A 19,109-nucleotide genomic window follows, 5' to 3' on the forward strand; every position below is an offset into this window, starting at 1 on the left:
AAACTAATTACTAAAAATCAAATTATTCTTGTCGTCTTTCAAGCTGTTCTTGATATCTGACATAATTTTTTATCATTTCTGCGTTCATACCAACTGTATCTACACAATAACCTTTAGCCCAAAAATGATTTCCCCAGTAAGGCCTTTGTTTCAAATCTGCTCATGTGTCTTTCCTTTACTCAGTTATGGGGATAACCAAGTAAACGAATACCATGAGCAGATCATTCAGGCATAGCCTTTCGCTGACGATGACCACGCCCATAGGACGTGGTTTTTATTTATTAATAAACACGCTACCGCTCAGAGATTTACAGTTATATCCCCAAAAACTCTACGCAAACCATAAAAGCTACTTTATATAGCTTTAACTAGGTTTTCATGTACACTTATTAACTGGTTTTTACTTAAAAAGCTAAGCAGAATAATACAGCGCTCATCACCAGACTTATTCAAATATATACCTTGTAGATATTTAAATGGACCTTCTTTAAACTCTACTAATTGGTTTATTTTAAATTTTGCTTTTGGCTCAGCGCATAATAAAGCTTCCTGACGTTTTATTCGCTCAATTAAATCATCACTCGCTTGTGCGTGATTAATGCCAAAACGAACAAAGTTTGCCACACCTCTTGTTGAACGTACTTTGGTATAATTTATACCTTCAACTCTTTCATTATTTAAAAAAACATAGCCAGGAAATAAAGGCTCTTTTTTTACTTTTCCTGCCTTATCAAGCTTATCAATCCAAGGGCAGTACACAGTAAAGTTTTGATTTTCTAAATGGGCTACAGCCCGCCCCTCTTCACGTGGCTTTGTTTTCAATAAATACCACATATTTAACTATCCTTGTCTTAGAAAGAGAAGAGTTCTTTCACAATATTCTGAACAGCAACAGATGGTGATTTTGCCTGAGTTACAGGTCTGCCTATCACTAAATAATCTGCATTATTTTTTACAGCCTCAACAGGTGTCATGATCCGACGTTGATCATCTAAACTATTCTCTTTCAATCGTATGCCTGGGGTTACTGTTAGAAAATCTTTATGCGTATGATTCTTAATACTAGATGCTTCAAAAGCTGAACAAACGATACCATCAACACCACAGTTGTAGGATAATTTGGCGAGTGCTAGTGCATATTCTTCAGGGGTAGTAGTATAGCCAAGCGTTTGAAAATCAGAACTATCCATGCTAGTTAAAACAGTAACCGCTATTAGTAGTGGTTTATGCGGAGATTTGTCTATAGCTTCTCTACAAGCAGCTAGCATTCGCTGCCCACCTGAAGCATGAACATTCACCATCCATACCCCTAAATGGGCAGCAGCTCTTACAGCTTTGGCTGTCGTTGTTGGAATATCATGAAATTTTAGATCTAAAAAAACTTCAAAGTTCTTTTGCTGAAGCTCTTCTACAATAGCAGGGCCACAGGTAGTAAAAAGCTCTTTACCTACTTTAACACGGCATACCTCGGGATCAAGCTGCTGAGCCATATCTAATGCAGCTTGCTTAGTTGGGTAGTCCAGTGCAACAATGATTGGAGACATGCTTAAACCCATTTACCTGCAGTTTCAAATCAACGCCAGAAATTAAGCTGCGAGATAATATCAGAATTGACTTTGCAAGTCTTCTCTTACTAAAGTGCAAAATACATAAAATACATAAAATACATACTACTTAATATACCAAACAATGCACAATTCTAAATGGATTAACAGTCAAGGTTAAATTAAAAACAATAAACTGAAGTTAACATCTAATAAGTAAACACTATATTAATTACAATTTAATACAGTTTTATTGCCCTTCAATACCTCTAATAGGCTTGACTTTTCCCCACTGATGGCAACTAGGACATAACCAATGCAACTCCTTTCCTGCAAAACCACAGTGGTGACAGCGATAGATTGGTTTATTTTCGACCAAACGTTCTGTCAGCTCACGCAATAAACCCAAGTTCTTTTTTGCTTTTCCTTCTGTATTAGCAATATGCAAGTCAATAAGAGCATTTAATCCTCGCAATGATGGACGCTGAACAAGTTGTTCAGCAATAAATTTACCTGCTGCTTTATCACCCTCTTTTTCCCGAATAGTTTGAGCTAGTGCTAATACAACTGAAATAGAAGGATACTCTTTAAGACATTTTGACAAATACCCATTAATCCCAAAGAGTGTTTTTGCCTTTTGATCACATTCTATTAACAAGGGGACAGACTCAGAAATAAAGTCAGGATCTTGATGAAAAATTTGTTGCAATATCTTAATCGCTTCTTTGAAATTTTCCTGCTCAAATTCTAAACGTCCTAAGATCAAGTAGGCACGAGCACAACATTTATCGTATTTCATTGCACGCTTTATAGCTTGTTTTGCAGCACTATAGTCCTGCCTTCTTATACATAGCTCAGCTTGCTCACAACAGAAGTGTGCTAAAAGGGTGATATAACGTTGTCCATCATAAGAAACTAATTGATCTGCAATATTGATTGCTTCTTCCCACTCTTTTTCTTGCTGATAGATCTCAACCAAAGCCTGTAAAGCGGTGTACTTTAAATCATGCCCAGACTTGACAACCTCTAAAAATAAGGACTCTGCTCTATCAAGCACACCTGCCGATAGATAGTCTCTTGCTAGCTCAAGCTGTACCTGCAAAGACTGCTTGCGATTTAAGCTAGGACGTGCCAATAAGCTTTGATGAATTTGAATTGCTCGTTGCACTTCACCACGCCGGCAAAATAGTCGACCTAAAGCAATGCAAGTTTCAAACGCCTCATGACTATCAGGATTAATCTCTAGTGCTTTAATAAAAATATCAATTGCTTCATCAGTTTGCTCATTTAGCAAGTAATTCAAACCAATAAAGTATTCCTTTGATAGTCGGTCCTTAACTCGTTGTTGTCTTTTCTTACGGTCCCAACGCCCCAACACATATCCAACAGCAATAGCTGTGAGTACCATTCCAAATAGCAATGACTCAGACATTCACTTGCACCTTACAGTGTGCTTGTCCTGATTTTTTGTAATTCTTCATCTCGACTTTTGAGTTTCTTTTCTAGCCGACGAATTTTATGCTTAGCTAACATGATAATCATCAAAGCCGATAAGAGTCCCAAGATACCACCGACAACAAACGATACAATAATAAGCCATGGTAAAGAGAGTCCAGGAAATGAAAAACCCACAAGGCTTAAGTCGACAAGTAGTGTATTACTGCTAATAAAATCAGCCATCACTAAAGCGAGCGCTAATGCGACAAGAACAGCTCCAATCCACTTAAACCAAGATACAAACCGTTTTAACATGAATAAAACTCACTGGTTGATTACACTATGCAAGGCATTATAGGGTTAAATAACAGATAAAAAAAACGGTACTATCAAAAGATCATACCGTTTCATAATGAATTTTTAATGGATGCTTAATAGCCAGCCACTAAGCCTTTATTTACTCGCTCTCTCAGCTCTTTACCAGGCTTAAAATGAGGTACATATTTTCCTTCCAACATAACAGCCTCCCCTGTTTTGGGGTTTCGGCCTACCCGTGGTTCACGAAAATGGAGAGAAAAGCTACCAAAGCCACGTATTTCAATGCGGTCACCACTCGCTAACGCATATGACATTTGTTCCAGCATTGTTTTAACCGCTAATTCAACGTCCTTGAGAGACAGTTGCGGTTGCTGTTCAGCAATGCGTTCGATTAATTCTGACTTGGTCATGCAGGCATCCTCACCTTGGTCATATGGCACCCTAACTAACATAGCCAAGAAATCAATTTTATTCAAGTAACTATCTGATTATAAAGGATATATCGTAGTCAAAGCACAGTACAAAACAGGTACAGCACAGAAGAAGTACAACATTTGCATTAAATATTATCTCCTTCACAACAAAAAAAGGGGTGACCTAATGGCCCCCCCTTTTTATAGTCTCTTAGAAAGATTACGAAGAGAACTTAGTCCTTGCTATCCATTTGTGCTTTGATCAAGTCACCAATAGTAGTAGGTCCTGCAGCTTCCATTTCTTGCTTACGCAACTCTTTCAATGCAGCTTTCTCATCAGCTTCATCTTTTGCTTTGATTGAAAGACTGATTACACGGTTTTTGCGATCGATACTGATAATTTTCGCATCGATAGCATCACCTTCTTTCAGTGCATTGGAAGCATCTTCAACACGGTCACGACTGATTTCTGAAGCCTTCAATGTACCTTCAACTTCTTCTGCAAGCTGAATCGTAGCGGCTTTAGCAGTCACTTCTTTAATGACACCATTAACAATCGCACCTTTCTCATGCTTAGAAGCGTACGCTGCAAATGGATCTTCTTGAAGCTGCTTGATTCCTAGAGAGATACGCTCACGCTCAGGATCGATCGATAGAATAACGGTTTCAAGCTCTTCGCCTTTCTTGTACTTACGAACAGCCTGCTCGCCTGCTTCGCTCCAGGAAATGTCAGACAAGTGAACCAAACCATCAATAGCACCATCTAGACCAATAAAGATTCCAAAGTCAGTAATAGATTTGATTGTGCCAGAAACTTTGTCGCCTTTGTTGTACTTAGTAGAGAACTCTTCCCAAGGATTTACTTTACACTGTTTGATACCTAGGGAAATACGACGACGCTCTTCATCAATATCCAGCACTTGAACTTCAACTTCATCACCCAAAGAAACCACTTTAGAAGGATGAATGTTCTTATTAGTCCAATCCATTTCTGAAACGTGAACCAGACCTTCAACACCTTCTTCCAGCTCAACAAAGCAGCCGTAGTCAGTTAGGTTAGTTACACGACCGGAAGTACGTGTACCTTCAGGGAAACGCGCTTTAACTGCAACCCATGGATCTTCACCCAACTGTTTCAGGCCAAGCGATACACGGTTACGATCACGATCGAACTTCAATACTTTAACGTTGATTTCATCACCCACATTCACAATTTCACTTGGATGCTTGATGCGCTTCCAAGCCATATCAGTGATGTGCAACAGACCGTCAACACCGCCTAGATCAACGAATGCACCGTAATCAGTCAAGTTCTTAACGATACCTTTAACTTCTTGACCTTCTTGCAATGTAGCTAACAATGCTTCACGCTCAGCACTGTTTTCAGCTTCAAGCACACTACGGCGAGAAACAACAACGTTATTACGCTTTTGATCCAGCTTGATCACTTTGAAGTCAAGCTCTTTACCTTCAAGGTGAGTAGTATCACGAACAGGTCTAACGTCAACTAGTGAACCAGGTAGGAATGCACGAATAGAGTTAATATCAACTGTAAAGCCACCTTTAACTTTACCATTGATAATACCTTTAACCACTTCATCCGCTTCAAACGCCGCTTCAAGTTCTTTCCAAGCTTCAGCACGTTTTGCTTTTTCACGAGACAAGCGGGTTTCACCGAAACCATCTTCTACAGTATCCAGAGCAACCTGAACTTCATCACCTACTTGAATAGTCAGCTCACCGCTTTCACTCAAGAACTGCTCACGAGGAATCACACCTTCAGACTTCAAGCCAGCATGAACAGTGACCCAGTCCTGATCGATGTCAACCACTACTCCACTGATAATAGAGCCTGGTTGCATGTCTAATTCTTTTAAACTTTCTTCAAATAATTCTGCAAAGCTTTCGCTCATTACACATACCTACTAGTTGACTGAGTAGCATAGAGCACCCTTAACTTAATAAATGGATGATACACTACGGTGGCCGCAGGACCAGCATCTGCGGGTTGTCCAATAATTAAACAGCACACCGCGCCGCTGGCTCCACAGTGTGCTGCTTACCTTTTCATTTAAATAAACTTGTTATAGCAGACCTTTGCGCTTCAGGTGCGTTTTTATTTCAACCAAAACCTCATCAACAGTCAGAGGTGTTGTATCAATAATGATTGCATCTGCTGCAGGCAGCAAAGGTGCGATAGCGCGCTCACTGTCTCGCCTGTCTCGAGCAACGATATCCTCAAAAATGCGCTGGATGTTAGCATCAATACCTTGTGCTTGCAATTGTTTAAGCCTTCGTTGGGCGCGCTCTTCAGCTGAAGCGGTTATAAAAAATTTAATATCTGCATCAGGAAAGACAACCGTACCCATATCTCGACCATCAGCCACTAACCCCGGTGATTGTGCAAATCCCTGTTGCCTAGTGAATAAATTATCTCGAACTTCAGAAATTGCTGCCACTTTTGATGCAGATAAACTCACCTCTTCAGTTCTGATTTGTAGGCTAACATCTTCTTCAACAAGAAAAATCTGCATTTGTGATGATTCGTTACAAGTACGAAAAGACACATCTAAATTTTTCGCCAGTTTAGATAGTGCAGCAATATCATCCAGTGCGATCTGTGCTTTTAGTGCAGCTAACGCGGTTAACCGATAAAGCGCACCACTATCCAGCAAGTGCCAACCAAGTTGCTGAGCCAACAGGCTACTAACAGTACCTTTCCCTGAACCACTGGGACCATCAATAGTAATAACAGGTACTTCACTCATTACTCAGCTGACTCCACGGCAAGATCAAAGCCTGTTACTTTTGCAAGCTCAATGAAATTTGGAAATGAGGTCGCTACATTGGCACAGTTTGCTATTTCAATGGCACCTCTTGCCCGCAGTCCTGCAACCGCAAATGCCATAGCAATACGGTGATCTCCTAAGCTATCAACCTGACCACTTTGCAATGTCTGGCCACCCTTGATGATAATACCATCGGGCGTAGTTTCGACATGAGCCCCCAACACTTCAAGCCCATCAGCCATCGCTTGAATACGGTCACTTTCCTTGACTCGTAACTCACTGGCACCGCGAACAGTCGTAGTGCCTTGCGCATTAGCAGCAGCAATACAGAGTACAGGGAACTCATCAATAGCTAGTGGGACTTGGTCTTCCGGGACATCAATCCCTTTAAGTTGAGCTGCACGCACACGAATATCCGCAACAGGCTCCCCGCCTACTTCACGTTCATTTTCAAGAGTAATATCCCCCCCCATTAGGCGCAAAATATTAATCACACCAATACGTGTGGGGTTAATTCCAACATGCTTAATCAATAACTCTGAGCCTGGCACAATGGATGCCGCTACCATGAAGAATGCTGCTGAAGAAATATCAGCTGGCACTTCAATTTTACATGCAGACAGCTGACCACCACCTTGGATAGTGGCGGTATTACCATTAACCTCAACGGGATAACCAAACCCCGTCAACATGCGTTCAGTGTGATCACGTGTTGGAGCAGGCTCAGCGACTGTTGTCTTACCCTCAGCATACATACCCGCTAACAACAAACAGGATTTAACCTGAGCACTCGCCATAGGTAATGTATAGTTTATGCCTGCTAATTGATTCCCACCCTCTATTCTTAAAGGGGGACGACCTTCGTCCTCAGTGTTAATAACCGCACCCATTTGCTGCAAAGGCACGGCAACTCGGTTCATAGGTCTTCCAGAAAGAGAGCCATCACCCGTCAAGGTAACATCAAACTTCTGCGCCGCTAGCAGCCCCGCAAATAAACGCATTGCGGTACCTGAGTTACCTAAATAAAGCGGACCAGGTGGTTGCTTAAGTCCATGCAAACCTACCCCATAAATAGTGACTTTACCCTGGTGAGGGCCTTCAATCACGACCCCCATATCTCGGAACGCTTGCAGCGTAGCCAGACTATCTTCACCTTCTAAAAAGCCCTCTATTTCAGTCACGCCCTCTGCTAGCGACCCCAGCATAATAGAGCGGTGAGAAATAGACTTGTCTCCAGGAACACGAATTTCTCCTGACAATGGACCGGCTGGATGACTGATATACCGAATTTCTTGCTGTTTCATAGGCTCCACATAGGCACGACGGGCCAACATTTTACTAAAGTGTTCACGAGCAACTTTAGCTCGGGTAAAAACGCCCAGCATATACTGGCTATCTTCTGTTTCAACAGCCTTCTGCAGTTTGCATAAATCAGCTGTAAAATCATTAAGCGCACGCAATACAGCACCTTTATTGGCAACAAAAATATCGTGCCACATGGTCGGATCACTGGCAGCAATCCGCGTAAAATCACGGAAACCACCCGCTGCATAGCGAAAAATATCCTGATTATCCCGCTCAGTTGCCAACGTATCAACCAGCGAAAAGGCAAGGAGGTGAGGTAAATGACTGGTCACTGCAAGCACTTCATCATGCCGCTGAATATCCATTTGCAATACATCAGCACCCATTCCCTGCCACAACTGACGTACACGTGACAACGCCTGGTGATTCACCATCGCATGAGGTGTCAAAATCACTTTATGATTGACAAACAGGTCGGGATTTGCGGCTGTCACACCACTTTTTTCTGAACCCGCGATAGGGTGTCCTGGAATAAAGTTTTCAGGCCATTCACCAAAAACAGCTTCTGTGGCATCAATTAAACACCCTTTGGCGCTGCCCACATCAGTGATGATTTTATCTTGCCAGCCTTCTACTTCAGCAAGTGATTGCAACACCTGCTGCATGCGCAACATGGGGACTGCTAACACAATGATATCCGCCGCTTTTACCGCATCAGCAAACGGCAAGTAATCATCAATAACCTGTATTGCTTTGGCTATTTTTAGGGCCTGTTGATCGAGATCGACACCTAACACACGGTGACAAAGCGACCGCTGTTTTACAGCCGTCGCAACTGAACCACCAATCAAACCTAGCCCAATCACTGCCAGTGTTTGCTTTGACAATGGTTTCATCAGAAAGCCATTTGGCACTGTACTACTCATAATGCTTTACTGCTCATCGTCCACAAACTCACTCAACACGTTTCATCTAGCAATATAGGTAATTTCGAGGTTGCTTGAAAGTTAGAGTGTCTGCTTAAGTGCTTCAATAAACTGCTCATTTTCTTCGGGCAGTCCAATAGATATGCGTAAATGGTGAGCCATACCATAGTTCGCTACTGGACGAACAATCACTCCTCGCTGAAGCAGCTGCTGATTAATACTCCCAGCATTCTCACCAAAGTCAGCCGTTATAAAATTTCCTTTTGAAGGAATATAGCTAATACCAAGAGCATTAAACGCTGATGTAATTTGCATCATACCTTCATGGTTAATCTGACAGGCCTTTGCTAAATACGCCTGATCCTCAAGTGCTGCTTCAGAAGCCGCTAGCGCAATACTATTTACATTAAAAGGTTGGCGAACTCTGTTTAACAAGTCTGTTATTACAGGTGACGCAACTGAATAACCAACACGTAAGCCTGCAAGCCCATAAGCTTTAGAAAACGTACGACATACCACAAGGTTAGGAAAACCCTGCTGAAGTAATAAGCCGTTAGGATAGTCTTCACCCCCAACGTACTCAAAATAGGCTTCATCAAGCACAACTATAACGCGTTTAGGTACTTGCTCAAGGAACTTAACTAACTCTCTTCGAGAAAAACAGGTCCCCGTAGGATTATTTGGGTTAGCTAAAAAAACCATCGCAGTTTTTTCATTAACCACCTTCGCCATGGCGTCAAGGTCATGCCCCCACTCCCGTGCAGGCACTACAACAGCTTTCCCACCAACGGCCTGGGTAACAATGGGATAGACAATAAATGCATACTGGGAAAATACGACTTCTGAGCCAGGAGCCACAAATGCACGCGCCAAAAGATCAAGTACATCATTAGAGCCATTCCCTAATGTAATCTGGTCGAATGCCACATTAAGGTGAGCACACAATGCACTTTTCAGGTTAAAGCCATTACTATCTGGATAACGAGTCAAATCACTTTGAGCATTAGCAATCGCTTTCAGGACCTTAGGGGAAGGCCCTAAAGGATTCTCATTACTTGCCAGCTTAACAATACTCTCTGGCGCCAAGCCCAGTTCACGGGCAACCTCTTCAATGGGTTTACCTGGCACATAAGGTTGTAACTGCCTAACCCCCGGTACTGCCAGCTGTGCATAGTCCACTGACATAGCCACTCCCTAATCATTATTATTGATGTGTTTTACGGTTAAAGAACCCCTTGAGGATAAGAACCTAAAATCTTTAGATCAGAAGCTTTAGCAGCTACATTTTTCATAACTTCTGCAATTTCAGGTTCTTGAACATGGCCTAAAAAGTCAATAAAAAACACATAATTCCACGTACCTGTGTTTGAAGGACGTGTTTCCACACGAGTTAAGTCAATGTTTCCTTTGTGAAAAGGTTCTAGCAGCTCATGCAAAGCACCTGGTTGGTTACGCATTGATACCATGATTGACGTTTTATCTTGTCCACTAGGTAGCGCTTCTTGGGTTCCAATAATTAAAAATCGTGTTGAATTATCCGGACGATCTTCAATTTTTTCAGAGACCTTTTCTAACTCATAAAGCTCAGCCGCCATATCACCCGCAATTGCAGCAGAGTGCCATTCACTTTTAATACGCTTTGCAGCCTCCGCATTACTATTCACAGCAACACGTTCAGCACCTGGATAATAAGAGTCCAGCCATTTACGACATTGCGCTAAAGACTGAGCATGTGAGTAAATACGAGAAATTTTTTCACGGCGAGTGTGTTCTGAAACCAGTAAGTGATGATGAATGCGTAGCTCAACTTCTCCACATATTTTTAGTGGTGACTCCATAAACGAGTCAAGAGTATGATTAATAACTCCTTCCGTTGAGTTTTCGACAGGAACAACACCATAGTTAACCGCTCCTGCGAGCACCTCCCTAAACACTTCATCAATCGTTGCCATGGGCACACTTACAGCTGAATGCCCAAAATGCTTAATGGCTGCTGCTTGGGTAAATGTCCCTTCTGGCCCAAGGTAGGCCACATGAATAGGCTGTTCCAGCGCTAAACATGCAGACATAATTTCCCGAAACAAACGAGCCACTTCTTCATCATCAAGAGGCCCCTGATTATTCTGCATGATGCTACGCAGCACTTGAGCTTCACGCTCTGGCCGATAAAAAAAACTATCACCTTCCAGCTGCTTGACTTGGGCTACACCCTTCGCACAATCAGCACGCTCACTAATCAACGTCAGTAATTTGCTATCAATTGCATCAATTCGATTGCGTAACTCTTTTAATTTTTGCTCAGTTTCAGACATACTTTTTTTCAACCGCAGCGTTTCTCGAAATCTTTCATAAAAGTAATCAGTGCATCTACCGCTTGCTCAGGTACTGCATTATAGATAGAAGCACGCATTCCTCCCACCGAGCGATGACCTTTTAGGTTCATCAGCTTATTTGCTTCCGCTTCTTGTAGAAACCGAGCATCTAGGGTGTCATCTTTTAAAATAAAGGGTACGTTCATCCAGGAGCGACAGTCAGGGTCAATAGGATTATGGTAAAAGTCACTCTCATCAATAAAGCGATATAATTTTGTGGCTTTTCGCTCATTGATTTCAGCCATTGCTGTAAGCCCACCCTGGCGCTTCAACCACTTAAACACTACCCCTGACAAATACCAGGCAAATGTTGGCGGTGTATTTAACATTGAGCCATTGTCTGCAATGCGCTGATAATTAAACACTGAGGGGGTTGAAGGCATCACACGATCAAGCAAGTCTTTACGCACAATGACCAGGGTAATCCCTGCCGGTCCAATATTTTTTTGAGCACCAGCATAAATTAAAGCGAACTTACTGACATCAATCGGCCTGGATAGTAGCGTAGAGGACATATCTGCAACCAACGGAATTGACTCCACCTCAGGTACAAAGTGAAACTCAAGCCCACCAATGGTTTCATTCGGGGTGTAGTGCAAATAGGACGCCTGCACTGGAATATCCCACTCCGTCATTGGTGGGATTGTTGTATTCTGGAAGCCTTGAGCATCGGCAACGATATGGGTTTTAGCATACCGAGCAGCTTCAGCTGTGGCTTTATTTGACCAAATTCCGGTATTAACACATGCTACTAGAGGGCTAGCTTCTTTTCCTAGCAAATTCATTGGGATAAGTGAAAACTGAGCCGTTGCTCCACCTTGCATAAACAGCACAGCATAATCATCAGGTACTTGCAACAGATCTCGTAAATCCTGCTCAGCCTCAGCAGCCATAGTTTCAAACGAGGCATGACGGTGACTGATTTCCATAACGGAAATGCCCCTCTGCTGCCAATCAAGCAGCTCAGCCTGAGCCTGTAGCAGCACTTCATCAGGTAAAGCCGCAGGTCCTGCACAAAAATTAAAGGCTCGTGTCATAAGCAATACCGTACCAACTAACTCCATAGACAATAAAACGGCCAATCTCCCAGTCAGGACATTGGCCGTTCTGTTAACACTTTAGCGGCTTCAGGTCAGCTTGATCCGCTGACAGGTCATCCTTTTGCAGCCGTTTGTCAGTCTTCACCAGGCTCTTCTCCCTGCTGAGGATCAGGATCATCATTATCGGCATCTGGTTCTGACTCACCCTCTGTCACTTGTGAAGCTCCAACTTCACTATCAACAACATCGTTAAGCTCTTCAGATTCTTCGCTCAAATCACCAGAATCCTCTGGCTCAGCAACCCGCTCGATACTGACTAGACGCTCATCATTGCTCAGTTTAATCAAGCGCACACCTTGAGTATTTCGGCTAAGCACTGAGATTTCGTCAATGCGTGTTCTGACCAATGTGCCTTGGTCAGAGATCAACATCATTTCATCATTATCCCAGACTTGAATAGCACCAATAATCGCGCCATTACGCTCACTGCTTTGCATACCAATCACACCCTGACCGCCTCGCCCATAAACGGGGAACTCAGCCACTTGAGTGCGCTTACCATAACCATTTTCACTTGCAGTAAGAATAAAGCCATCATTATCAGGAATAATCAGTGAAATAACTTTATGCTGCTCTTGCAGACGAATACCTCTTACCCCTTTTGCAGTCCGCCCCATCGCACGAACATCGGACTCTTTAAAGCGAATAGCTTTACCAGAACTACTCACCAGCATGACATCCTGTTCACCATCGGTAATAGCAACACCCACAAGATGATCTTCTTCATCCAACTCCAATGCCCGAAGACCAGCATTACGAGGACGTGAAAACTGCTCTAGTGGTGTTTTCTTGACAGTACCATTCGCCGTCGCCATAAAGACAAAATGGCCTTCCGTAAACTCAGCAACAGGCAAGATAGCCGTAATATACTCATCAGCCTGCAGCGATAATAAATTATTAATTGGCCGGCCACGGGATGTCCGTCCTGCAGCAGGAATCTCATACACTTTTAACCAGTAAACCTTACCAACCGACGAGAAACATAAGATCTGAGTATGAGTATTCGCCACTAGCAAGTGCTCAATATAATCTTCATCTTTCAATGAGCTTGCTGACTTACCACGACCACCTCGGCGCTGAGCCTGATAGGTATCCAGCGGTGTTGTTTTAGCGTAACCACTCCGTGAAATGGTAACCACCATATCTTCTTCAGTGATGAGGTCTTCAACGGTTAGGTCAACCCGTGAACTGACAATCTCAGAGCGTCGCTCGTCACCATACTCTTCGCGAACCTGTTCTAACTCCTCACGAATCACCGCTTTTAGCTGGTTTGCATCTGACAAAATAAGCATCAACTCAGCAATTCGCTTCAGCAACTCCTGATACTCATTCAATAACTTGTCATGCTCTAAGCCTGTCAGCCTATGCAGACGTAGCTCAAGAATAGCCTGGGCCTGCTCTGGTGATAAATAATACTTACCATCACGTAAACCATATTCCTCTGGTAAGCCATCTGGGCGACAAGAAACTGCACCAGCACGATCAATCATGTTTAACACATGACCAGGTTGCCAAGGTGTATTAATCAACTTCTCTTTCGCCTCAGCAGGTGTCGGAGACTCTTTAATCAGCTGAATAACCGGGTCGATGTTGGACAACGCAACCGCTTGTCCTTCCAAAATATGCCCGCGCTCTCTGGCTTTACGAAGCTCATACACGGTACGACGTGTAACGACTTCGCGGCGATGGCGTATAAAGGCTTCAATTAATTCTTTCAGATTTAGCAGCTTAGGTTGACCATCAACCAGTGCCACCATATTAATACCAAAGACACTTTCCAGCTGCGTCTGTGAGTAAAGGTTATTGAGTACAACGTCTCCTGACTCACCACGGCGTAGCTCAATCACTACTCGCATTCCATCTTTATCAGACTCATCCCTCAGCTCTGTAATCCCTTCTATTTTTCGATCTTTTACTAGCTCAGCAATTTTCTCAATCAGCTTAGCCTTATTGAGCTGATAAGGGATTTCAGAAATGATAATAGTTTGCTTGCCTGTCTTTGGATCTTCTTCTATATCCGCTTTTGCTCTGATGTAGATTCGGCCACGACCAGTTCGGTAAGCCTGCAAAATACCCGCCCGGCCATTAATAATTGCCCCTGTGGGGAAATCCGGCCCAGGAATATATTCCATCAACTGATCAATCGTTAAAGAATCATCTTCAAGCAGGGCTAAACAGCCATTAATCACTTCTCTAAGATTGTGCGGAGGAATATTGGTCGCCATCCCTACCGCAATACCTGAAGAACCATTGACCAACAAATTAGGGATACGGGTTGGTAATACAACTGGGATTTGCTCTGTACCATCATAGTTAGGCGTAAAATCAACGGTTTCTTTTTCTAAATCCGCCAGTATGGAGTGAGCAATTTTTGCCATGCGTACTTCGGTATAACGCATCGCAGCAGCTGAGTCTCCATCAACAGAACCAAAGTTACCTTGCCCATCAACCAGCACATAACGCATTGCAAAAGGCTGCGCCATACGGACAATCGTGTCGTACACCGCAGAATCACCATGAGGGTGATACTTACCGATTACATCACCAACAACACGTGCCGACTTTTTGTAAGCTTTATTCCAGTCATTACCAAGCTCACTCATCGCAAACAGTACACGACGATGTACTGGCTTCAAACCATCACGGACATCAGGCAATGCACGCCCAACTATCACGCTCATAGCATAATCTAAATACGACTGTTTCAGCTCATCTTCGATATTAATCGGAAGTATTTCTTTAGCTAAATCACCCATTACGGATATGTTTCCTTATGCTGTGGGTTTTGACTGATGCCCGCATCAATGAGTCAAAAACCGATAACACCTATGCATTAAGCAACTGCACCAAGTGAAGCTATTCAACATGAAAAAGCGTATTGAGCATCTGTCTTCTAAGCAAGTTAACCTAAATTACCCGACAACCCACTTAAGCTGTATTTATCTGCACGTATTTAGAATGCTTATGCCATCTACAAGCTGCCACAACACTTTTCAACAACAGCCTTCAATTTGTACTACAGCCTCAATAACACCTTTTCCCTTGCATTCAAAACTCACAACAGTAGCAAGCACGCAACCTTGAGACAGATTGCGCAAATGATTAAGGCAAAGGGGTATGGGTCTTACCATGCTCAATGCATATTTAATCTATTCACCACTGGTAATATATCACCAGCTATACTCAACCAGTTTCTTTACTAGTTGGACTGGGAATTATTCCGTGAAGTTTCGGTCACCCAGCAAAAAGATGAGCAATTATAACCAATTACCGCAAAGGTGTATATTTAATCAATGCATCTGACTCACGCTATTCCAACAATACATTTAAATCGTCACGTTACGACTATCAAACCCACTTTCAGCAAAACAGTTGTTGCATTTTTGCCAAAGTTGGATTTTCTATCACTCCCCGCTCTGTAACAATCATATCGATCAAGCTAGCAGGCGTCACATCAAAGACGGGGTTACTTACAACAGTATTTTCAGGCGCTACATTTTTTTCACCCAACATAACGAGCTCATGGTTTCCCCGGCACTCAATTTCAATTTCATTGCCTGTTGCCAAATCCATATCCACCGTAGAAGAAGGTGCTACAACCATAAATTTACAACCATGATGCCGTGCCAGTATTGCTAAGCTATAGGTGCCAATTTTATTGGCCGTATCACCATTGGCTGTAATACGATCTGCACCGACTATCACCCAATCTATTTTATTAGTAGCCATATGGTAGGCTGCTGCGCTGTCTACTCCCAAAACAAAGGGTATTTTTTCCTGACTCAGCTCCCAGGCGGTTAAACGCGCACCTTGAAGCCACGGGCGTGTTTCGTTCACCCAAACTTGCTGCAGCTCATCAACTTCAGCCAAAGCCCGAATAACACCCAGAGCAGTTCCATAACCACCTGTGGCTAATGCTCCTGTATTACAGTGAGTCATTACTCTTATCTTATGGCTACCCGACAATGTAGCTAAGATAACCTGTTTACCGTACTGCCCCATTGTTTTGTTAGCTGTAATATCTTCCTGATGAATCGCAATAGCTTCAGCAATAAGCTTATCTTTTAACGAAGCCGTTACTTGTTGTTCTTTAGAAGATGTAACATGCACATCAATCAAAGCCTTCATTCGTGCGATGGCCCACCGGAGATTAACCGCTGTTGGTCGTGCAGCACTGAGCATATCAAGGCTAGCCATGAGAGTATTTAATGGTTGCCCAATAGTTGCGGCAAGAACAACACCATAAGATGCACTAATACCAATAGCTGGTGCCCCACGAACAACCATTTGCTGTATAGCCAACGCAACATCCTCTGCGGTTGAGCACAACACATAACGTATTTGATTAGGTAACACTTGCTGATCCAGCAATTTTAGCTGCTCCCCTGTCCAGCTAATGGCTTCTACTCCGGAAAAAGAAGACTGCATTTTTAGGTCCTTTTACATTGGATTAATAAGCTGACTAAGCTCTATATTGCTTTTGCTTTCCTGCTTTAAAAATCAATCTAAAAATACTGACGGTTTTTAATAACCTATAAAATAATTTAATTGTCGTATATTGACTCATTAAGTTATTGATATAAGCCAGACAAACTACACAACATACGCTGAATATCAAACTCGAAATAGACAACACAAAACTATATACTGCCGACTAGTCTCTGGATACAGGTGATTTGTGCAGGATGCATAAACTCGTACTGATCACTTATTACTCTAATAAGTCTACTAACTAATGCTGTTGTATTTTAAATCAGTCTGTGGAAGCCGCTATGAGTGAAAAAAAAACTGTCGATACCGTCATTGAGGCGGGCTGGGTTATCCCTGTCACCGCTGATAAAGAGGTACTCAAAAATCACGCTCTTGTTATTAATGACGGAACCATCGTTGCGATTACACCCAACGAACAAGTGCTAGATCAGTTCCAGCCAGCAAACCATCAGCAACTCCCCAACCACGCACTGATTCCTGGTTTTATTAACACACACTGTCATGCTGCCATGTCCTTTTTCCGGGGGAAAGCTGATGACCTGCCTTTAATGACCTGGCTTAATGAGCATATTTGGCCTGCCGAGTCACAATGGGTGAGCGCTGAATTCGTTCACGATGGTACTCAACTTGCCATTGCTGAAATGCTGCGCTGTGGTACTACTACATTCAGTGACATGTACTTTTTTCCAGAAGTAGCAGCCAAAGTCGCTTTGGATGCCAAAATTCGCAGTCAAATCAGTTTTCCCATCATGGACTTCCCTACGCCATGGGCTAAAGATCCTGATGAGTATATTCATAAAGGGCTAGAGGTTTTTGATCAGTTCCGTCACCAGTCTATGACCCGCATCATGTTTGGCCCTCATGCACCTTATACCGTATCAGATGAGCCATTAAAGCGAATCGCAACTCTTTCTGAGCAGCTTGATGCCGCTATCCAAATGCATATCCATGAAACACCAACAGAAGTTAATGATGGGCTAGCCAAAACAGGCAAGCGCCCTCTCCAACGTCTTCACGATTTAGGGTTACTTAGCCCAAGGCTACAGTGTGTTCATATGACCCAAATTACTGAAGCTGATATACAGCTGCTCCAACAAACAGGTGCACATGTTGTTCACTGCCCTGAATCGAACCTAAAACTGGCCAGTGGCTTTAGTCCTGTTGATCAACTTCTAAAAGCAGGTATTAATGTATCTTTAGGAACTGATGGAGCTGCTAGTAACAACGACCTGGATATACTCAGTGAAATGCGCACGGCCGCTTTGCTTGCTAAAGCCGTTGCTGAAGATGCTGAAGCTTTGTCAGCGCATGAAGCACTCGCCATGGCTACTATTAACGGTGCAAAAACACTAGGTATTGATGACATTACAGGTAGTTTAGAAGTCAACAAAGCTGCAGATATCACTGCCATTAACCTTGATGAGCTGGAAAATTTACCTATGTATCATCCAGTTTCACAAATTGTGTATACCGCAAGTTCACGACAAGTAACGCATGTTTGGGTGAACGGTCATTTAGTGTTAAATAACCGGGAGCTCACTACATTAGATATTGATTATCTCAAAGCCAACGCCCTGCGCTGGAAAGAAAAGATCATTACTGGCAAATAAATAACTACCAACAAGGTACTTTAAAACGGGAAATGCTCGCGATGGAACAATCCCCTGACCGCAAGGTTGATACCCCAAACAACCGCGTTAATGCAAATAGTAATGTTGATGCAGATGAAATAGCTAAGTTTGAGGCATTGGCTAGCCGTTGGTGGGATCGTAACAGTGAGTTTAAGCCTCTCCATGATATAAACCCCCTAAGGCTTAATTTCATTGATGAGCGAGCATCCCTGGCGGGTAAAAAAGTACTCGATGTTGGTTGTGGTGGTGGCATTCTTGCTGAGTCCATGGCCTTACGCGGAGCTCATGTGCAAGGCATTGATATGGGAGAAGCCCCACTGACCGTTGCCAAGCTACACAGCCTTGAGTCAGGGGTCAATGTTGAGTACGCTCAAACCACAGCCGAAAATTTGGCTCAAGAAAAGCCTGAGCAGTTTGATGTTGTCACCTGCCTTGAAATGCTTGAGCATGTGCCAGATCCCTCGTCAGTCATCAACGCCTGCTGCCAACTGGTTAAACCAGGTGGGCACGTCTTTTTCTCAACCATTAACCGCAATCCAAAATCTTATCTATTTGCCATTATCGGTGCAGAATACATATTAAAGTTACTCCCTAAAGGCACCCATGACTGGAATAAATTTTTGCGCCCAGCCGAACTAGCCCAATGGGTTCGTGCTGCAGGTCTGCAACCACAAAGCATGACAGGTATGACCTATAACCCCATCACCAAACACTACAAATTGGATGAGCGCGATGTTAGTGTCAACTATTTGCTACACACCATAAAACCCAGATGAATAAAGT

The 19,109-nt window shown here is 43.0% G+C and carries 16 protein-coding genes; 2 read left to right on the plus strand and 14 right to left on the minus strand.

Translation table 11 applies throughout. The annotated features are described in order from the left end of the window. Positions 1-22 precede the first annotated feature (22 nt). From F607_RS33395 to mtnA, 14 genes are all read right to left on the minus strand, one after another. Positions 23-154 (minus strand): transposase, encoded by a 132-nt coding sequence (locus F607_RS33395; RefSeq protein ID WP_230400453.1) that lies wholly within the window; start codon positions 152-154, stop codon positions 23-25. 200 nt (positions 155-354) lie between these two features. Further along, complete coding sequence (locus tag F607_RS27560; protein ID WP_051310608.1) at positions 355-834, minus strand: transcription termination/antitermination NusG family protein; 480 nt, start codon at positions 832-834, stop codon at positions 355-357. Positions 835-851: 17 nt separating this feature from the next. Next, entirely contained in the window at positions 852-1,544 is a 693-nt protein-coding gene (pyrF, locus tag F607_RS0100565; protein ID WP_230400346.1) for an orotidine-5'-phosphate decarboxylase, read from the minus strand. A gap of 250 nt (positions 1,545-1,794) precedes the next feature. Then, positions 1,795-2,976, minus strand: coding sequence for a lipopolysaccharide assembly protein LapB (gene lapB, locus F607_RS0100570; protein WP_027706473.1), 1,182 nt, complete (start codon positions 2,974-2,976; stop codon positions 1,795-1,797). 11 nt (positions 2,977-2,987) lie between these two features. Beyond that, positions 2,988-3,296 (minus strand): LapA family protein, encoded by a 309-nt coding sequence (locus F607_RS0100575; RefSeq protein ID WP_027706474.1) that lies wholly within the window; start codon positions 3,294-3,296, stop codon positions 2,988-2,990. Between the two features lie 116 nt (positions 3,297-3,412). Beyond that, positions 3,413-3,709, minus strand: coding sequence for an integration host factor subunit beta (ihfB, locus tag F607_RS0100580; protein WP_027706475.1), 297 nt, complete (start codon positions 3,707-3,709; stop codon positions 3,413-3,415). Positions 3,710-3,945: 236 nt separating this feature from the next. Next, complete coding sequence (rpsA, locus tag F607_RS0100585) at positions 3,946-5,625, minus strand: 30S ribosomal protein S1 (protein ID WP_027706476.1); 1,680 nt, start codon at positions 5,623-5,625, stop codon at positions 3,946-3,948. 171 nt (positions 5,626-5,796) lie between these two features. Further along, the gene (gene cmk, locus F607_RS0100590) at positions 5,797-6,480 is read right to left on the minus strand and encodes a (d)CMP kinase (RefSeq protein ID WP_027706477.1); all 684 of its coding nucleotides are present in this window, start codon (positions 6,478-6,480) and stop codon (positions 5,797-5,799) included. Next, a complete protein-coding gene (locus F607_RS0100595; protein ID WP_230400347.1) occupies positions 6,480-8,732 on the minus strand; it encodes a bifunctional prephenate dehydrogenase/3-phosphoshikimate 1-carboxyvinyltransferase in 2,253 nt (750 codons plus the stop codon). The genes cmk and F607_RS0100595 overlap by 1 nt, the downstream gene beginning before the upstream one ends. An 81-nt stretch (positions 8,733-8,813) precedes the next feature. Further along, on the minus strand, positions 8,814-9,917 hold the full coding sequence (gene hisC / locus F607_RS0100600) for a histidinol-phosphate transaminase (protein ID WP_027706479.1): 1,104 nt from the start codon (positions 9,915-9,917) through the stop codon (positions 8,814-8,816). 38 nt (positions 9,918-9,955) lie between these two features. Continuing rightward, positions 9,956-11,044: a prephenate dehydratase gene (gene pheA / locus F607_RS0100605; RefSeq protein ID WP_027706480.1), complete on the minus strand. Its 1,089-nt coding sequence runs from the start codon at positions 11,042-11,044 to the stop codon at positions 9,956-9,958. Between the two features lie 8 nt (positions 11,045-11,052). Next, positions 11,053-12,141: a 3-phosphoserine/phosphohydroxythreonine transaminase gene (gene serC / locus F607_RS0100610; RefSeq protein ID WP_027706481.1), complete on the minus strand. Its 1,089-nt coding sequence runs from the start codon at positions 12,139-12,141 to the stop codon at positions 11,053-11,055. A 137-nt stretch (positions 12,142-12,278) separates the two neighbouring features. Continuing rightward, positions 12,279-14,960: a DNA gyrase subunit A gene (gene gyrA / locus F607_RS0100615; protein WP_027706482.1), complete on the minus strand. Its 2,682-nt coding sequence runs from the start codon at positions 14,958-14,960 to the stop codon at positions 12,279-12,281. A 604-nt stretch (positions 14,961-15,564) separates the two neighbouring features. Further along, positions 15,565-16,632 (minus strand): S-methyl-5-thioribose-1-phosphate isomerase, encoded by a 1,068-nt coding sequence (gene mtnA, locus F607_RS0100620; protein WP_027706483.1) that lies wholly within the window; start codon positions 16,630-16,632, stop codon positions 15,565-15,567. 344 nt (positions 16,633-16,976) lie between these two features. Here mtnA and F607_RS0100625 point away from each other — a divergent pair, with 344 nt between their 5' ends. Both F607_RS0100625 and ubiG read left to right on the plus strand, forming a co-directional pair. Continuing rightward, the gene (locus tag F607_RS0100625) at positions 16,977-18,305 is read left to right on the plus strand and encodes a TRZ/ATZ family hydrolase (RefSeq protein ID WP_027706484.1); all 1,329 of its coding nucleotides are present in this window, start codon (positions 16,977-16,979) and stop codon (positions 18,303-18,305) included. A gap of 41 nt (positions 18,306-18,346) precedes the next feature. Continuing rightward, entirely contained in the window at positions 18,347-19,102 is a 756-nt protein-coding gene (ubiG, locus tag F607_RS0100630) for a bifunctional 2-polyprenyl-6-hydroxyphenol methylase/3-demethylubiquinol 3-O-methyltransferase UbiG (protein ID WP_051310611.1), read from the plus strand. Positions 19,103-19,109 lie beyond the last annotated feature (7 nt).

It is taken from the genome of Zooshikella ganghwensis DSM 15267 (genome assembly GCF_000428585.1).
Lineage (GTDB): Bacteria > Pseudomonadota > Gammaproteobacteria > Pseudomonadales > Zooshikellaceae > Zooshikella > Zooshikella ganghwensis.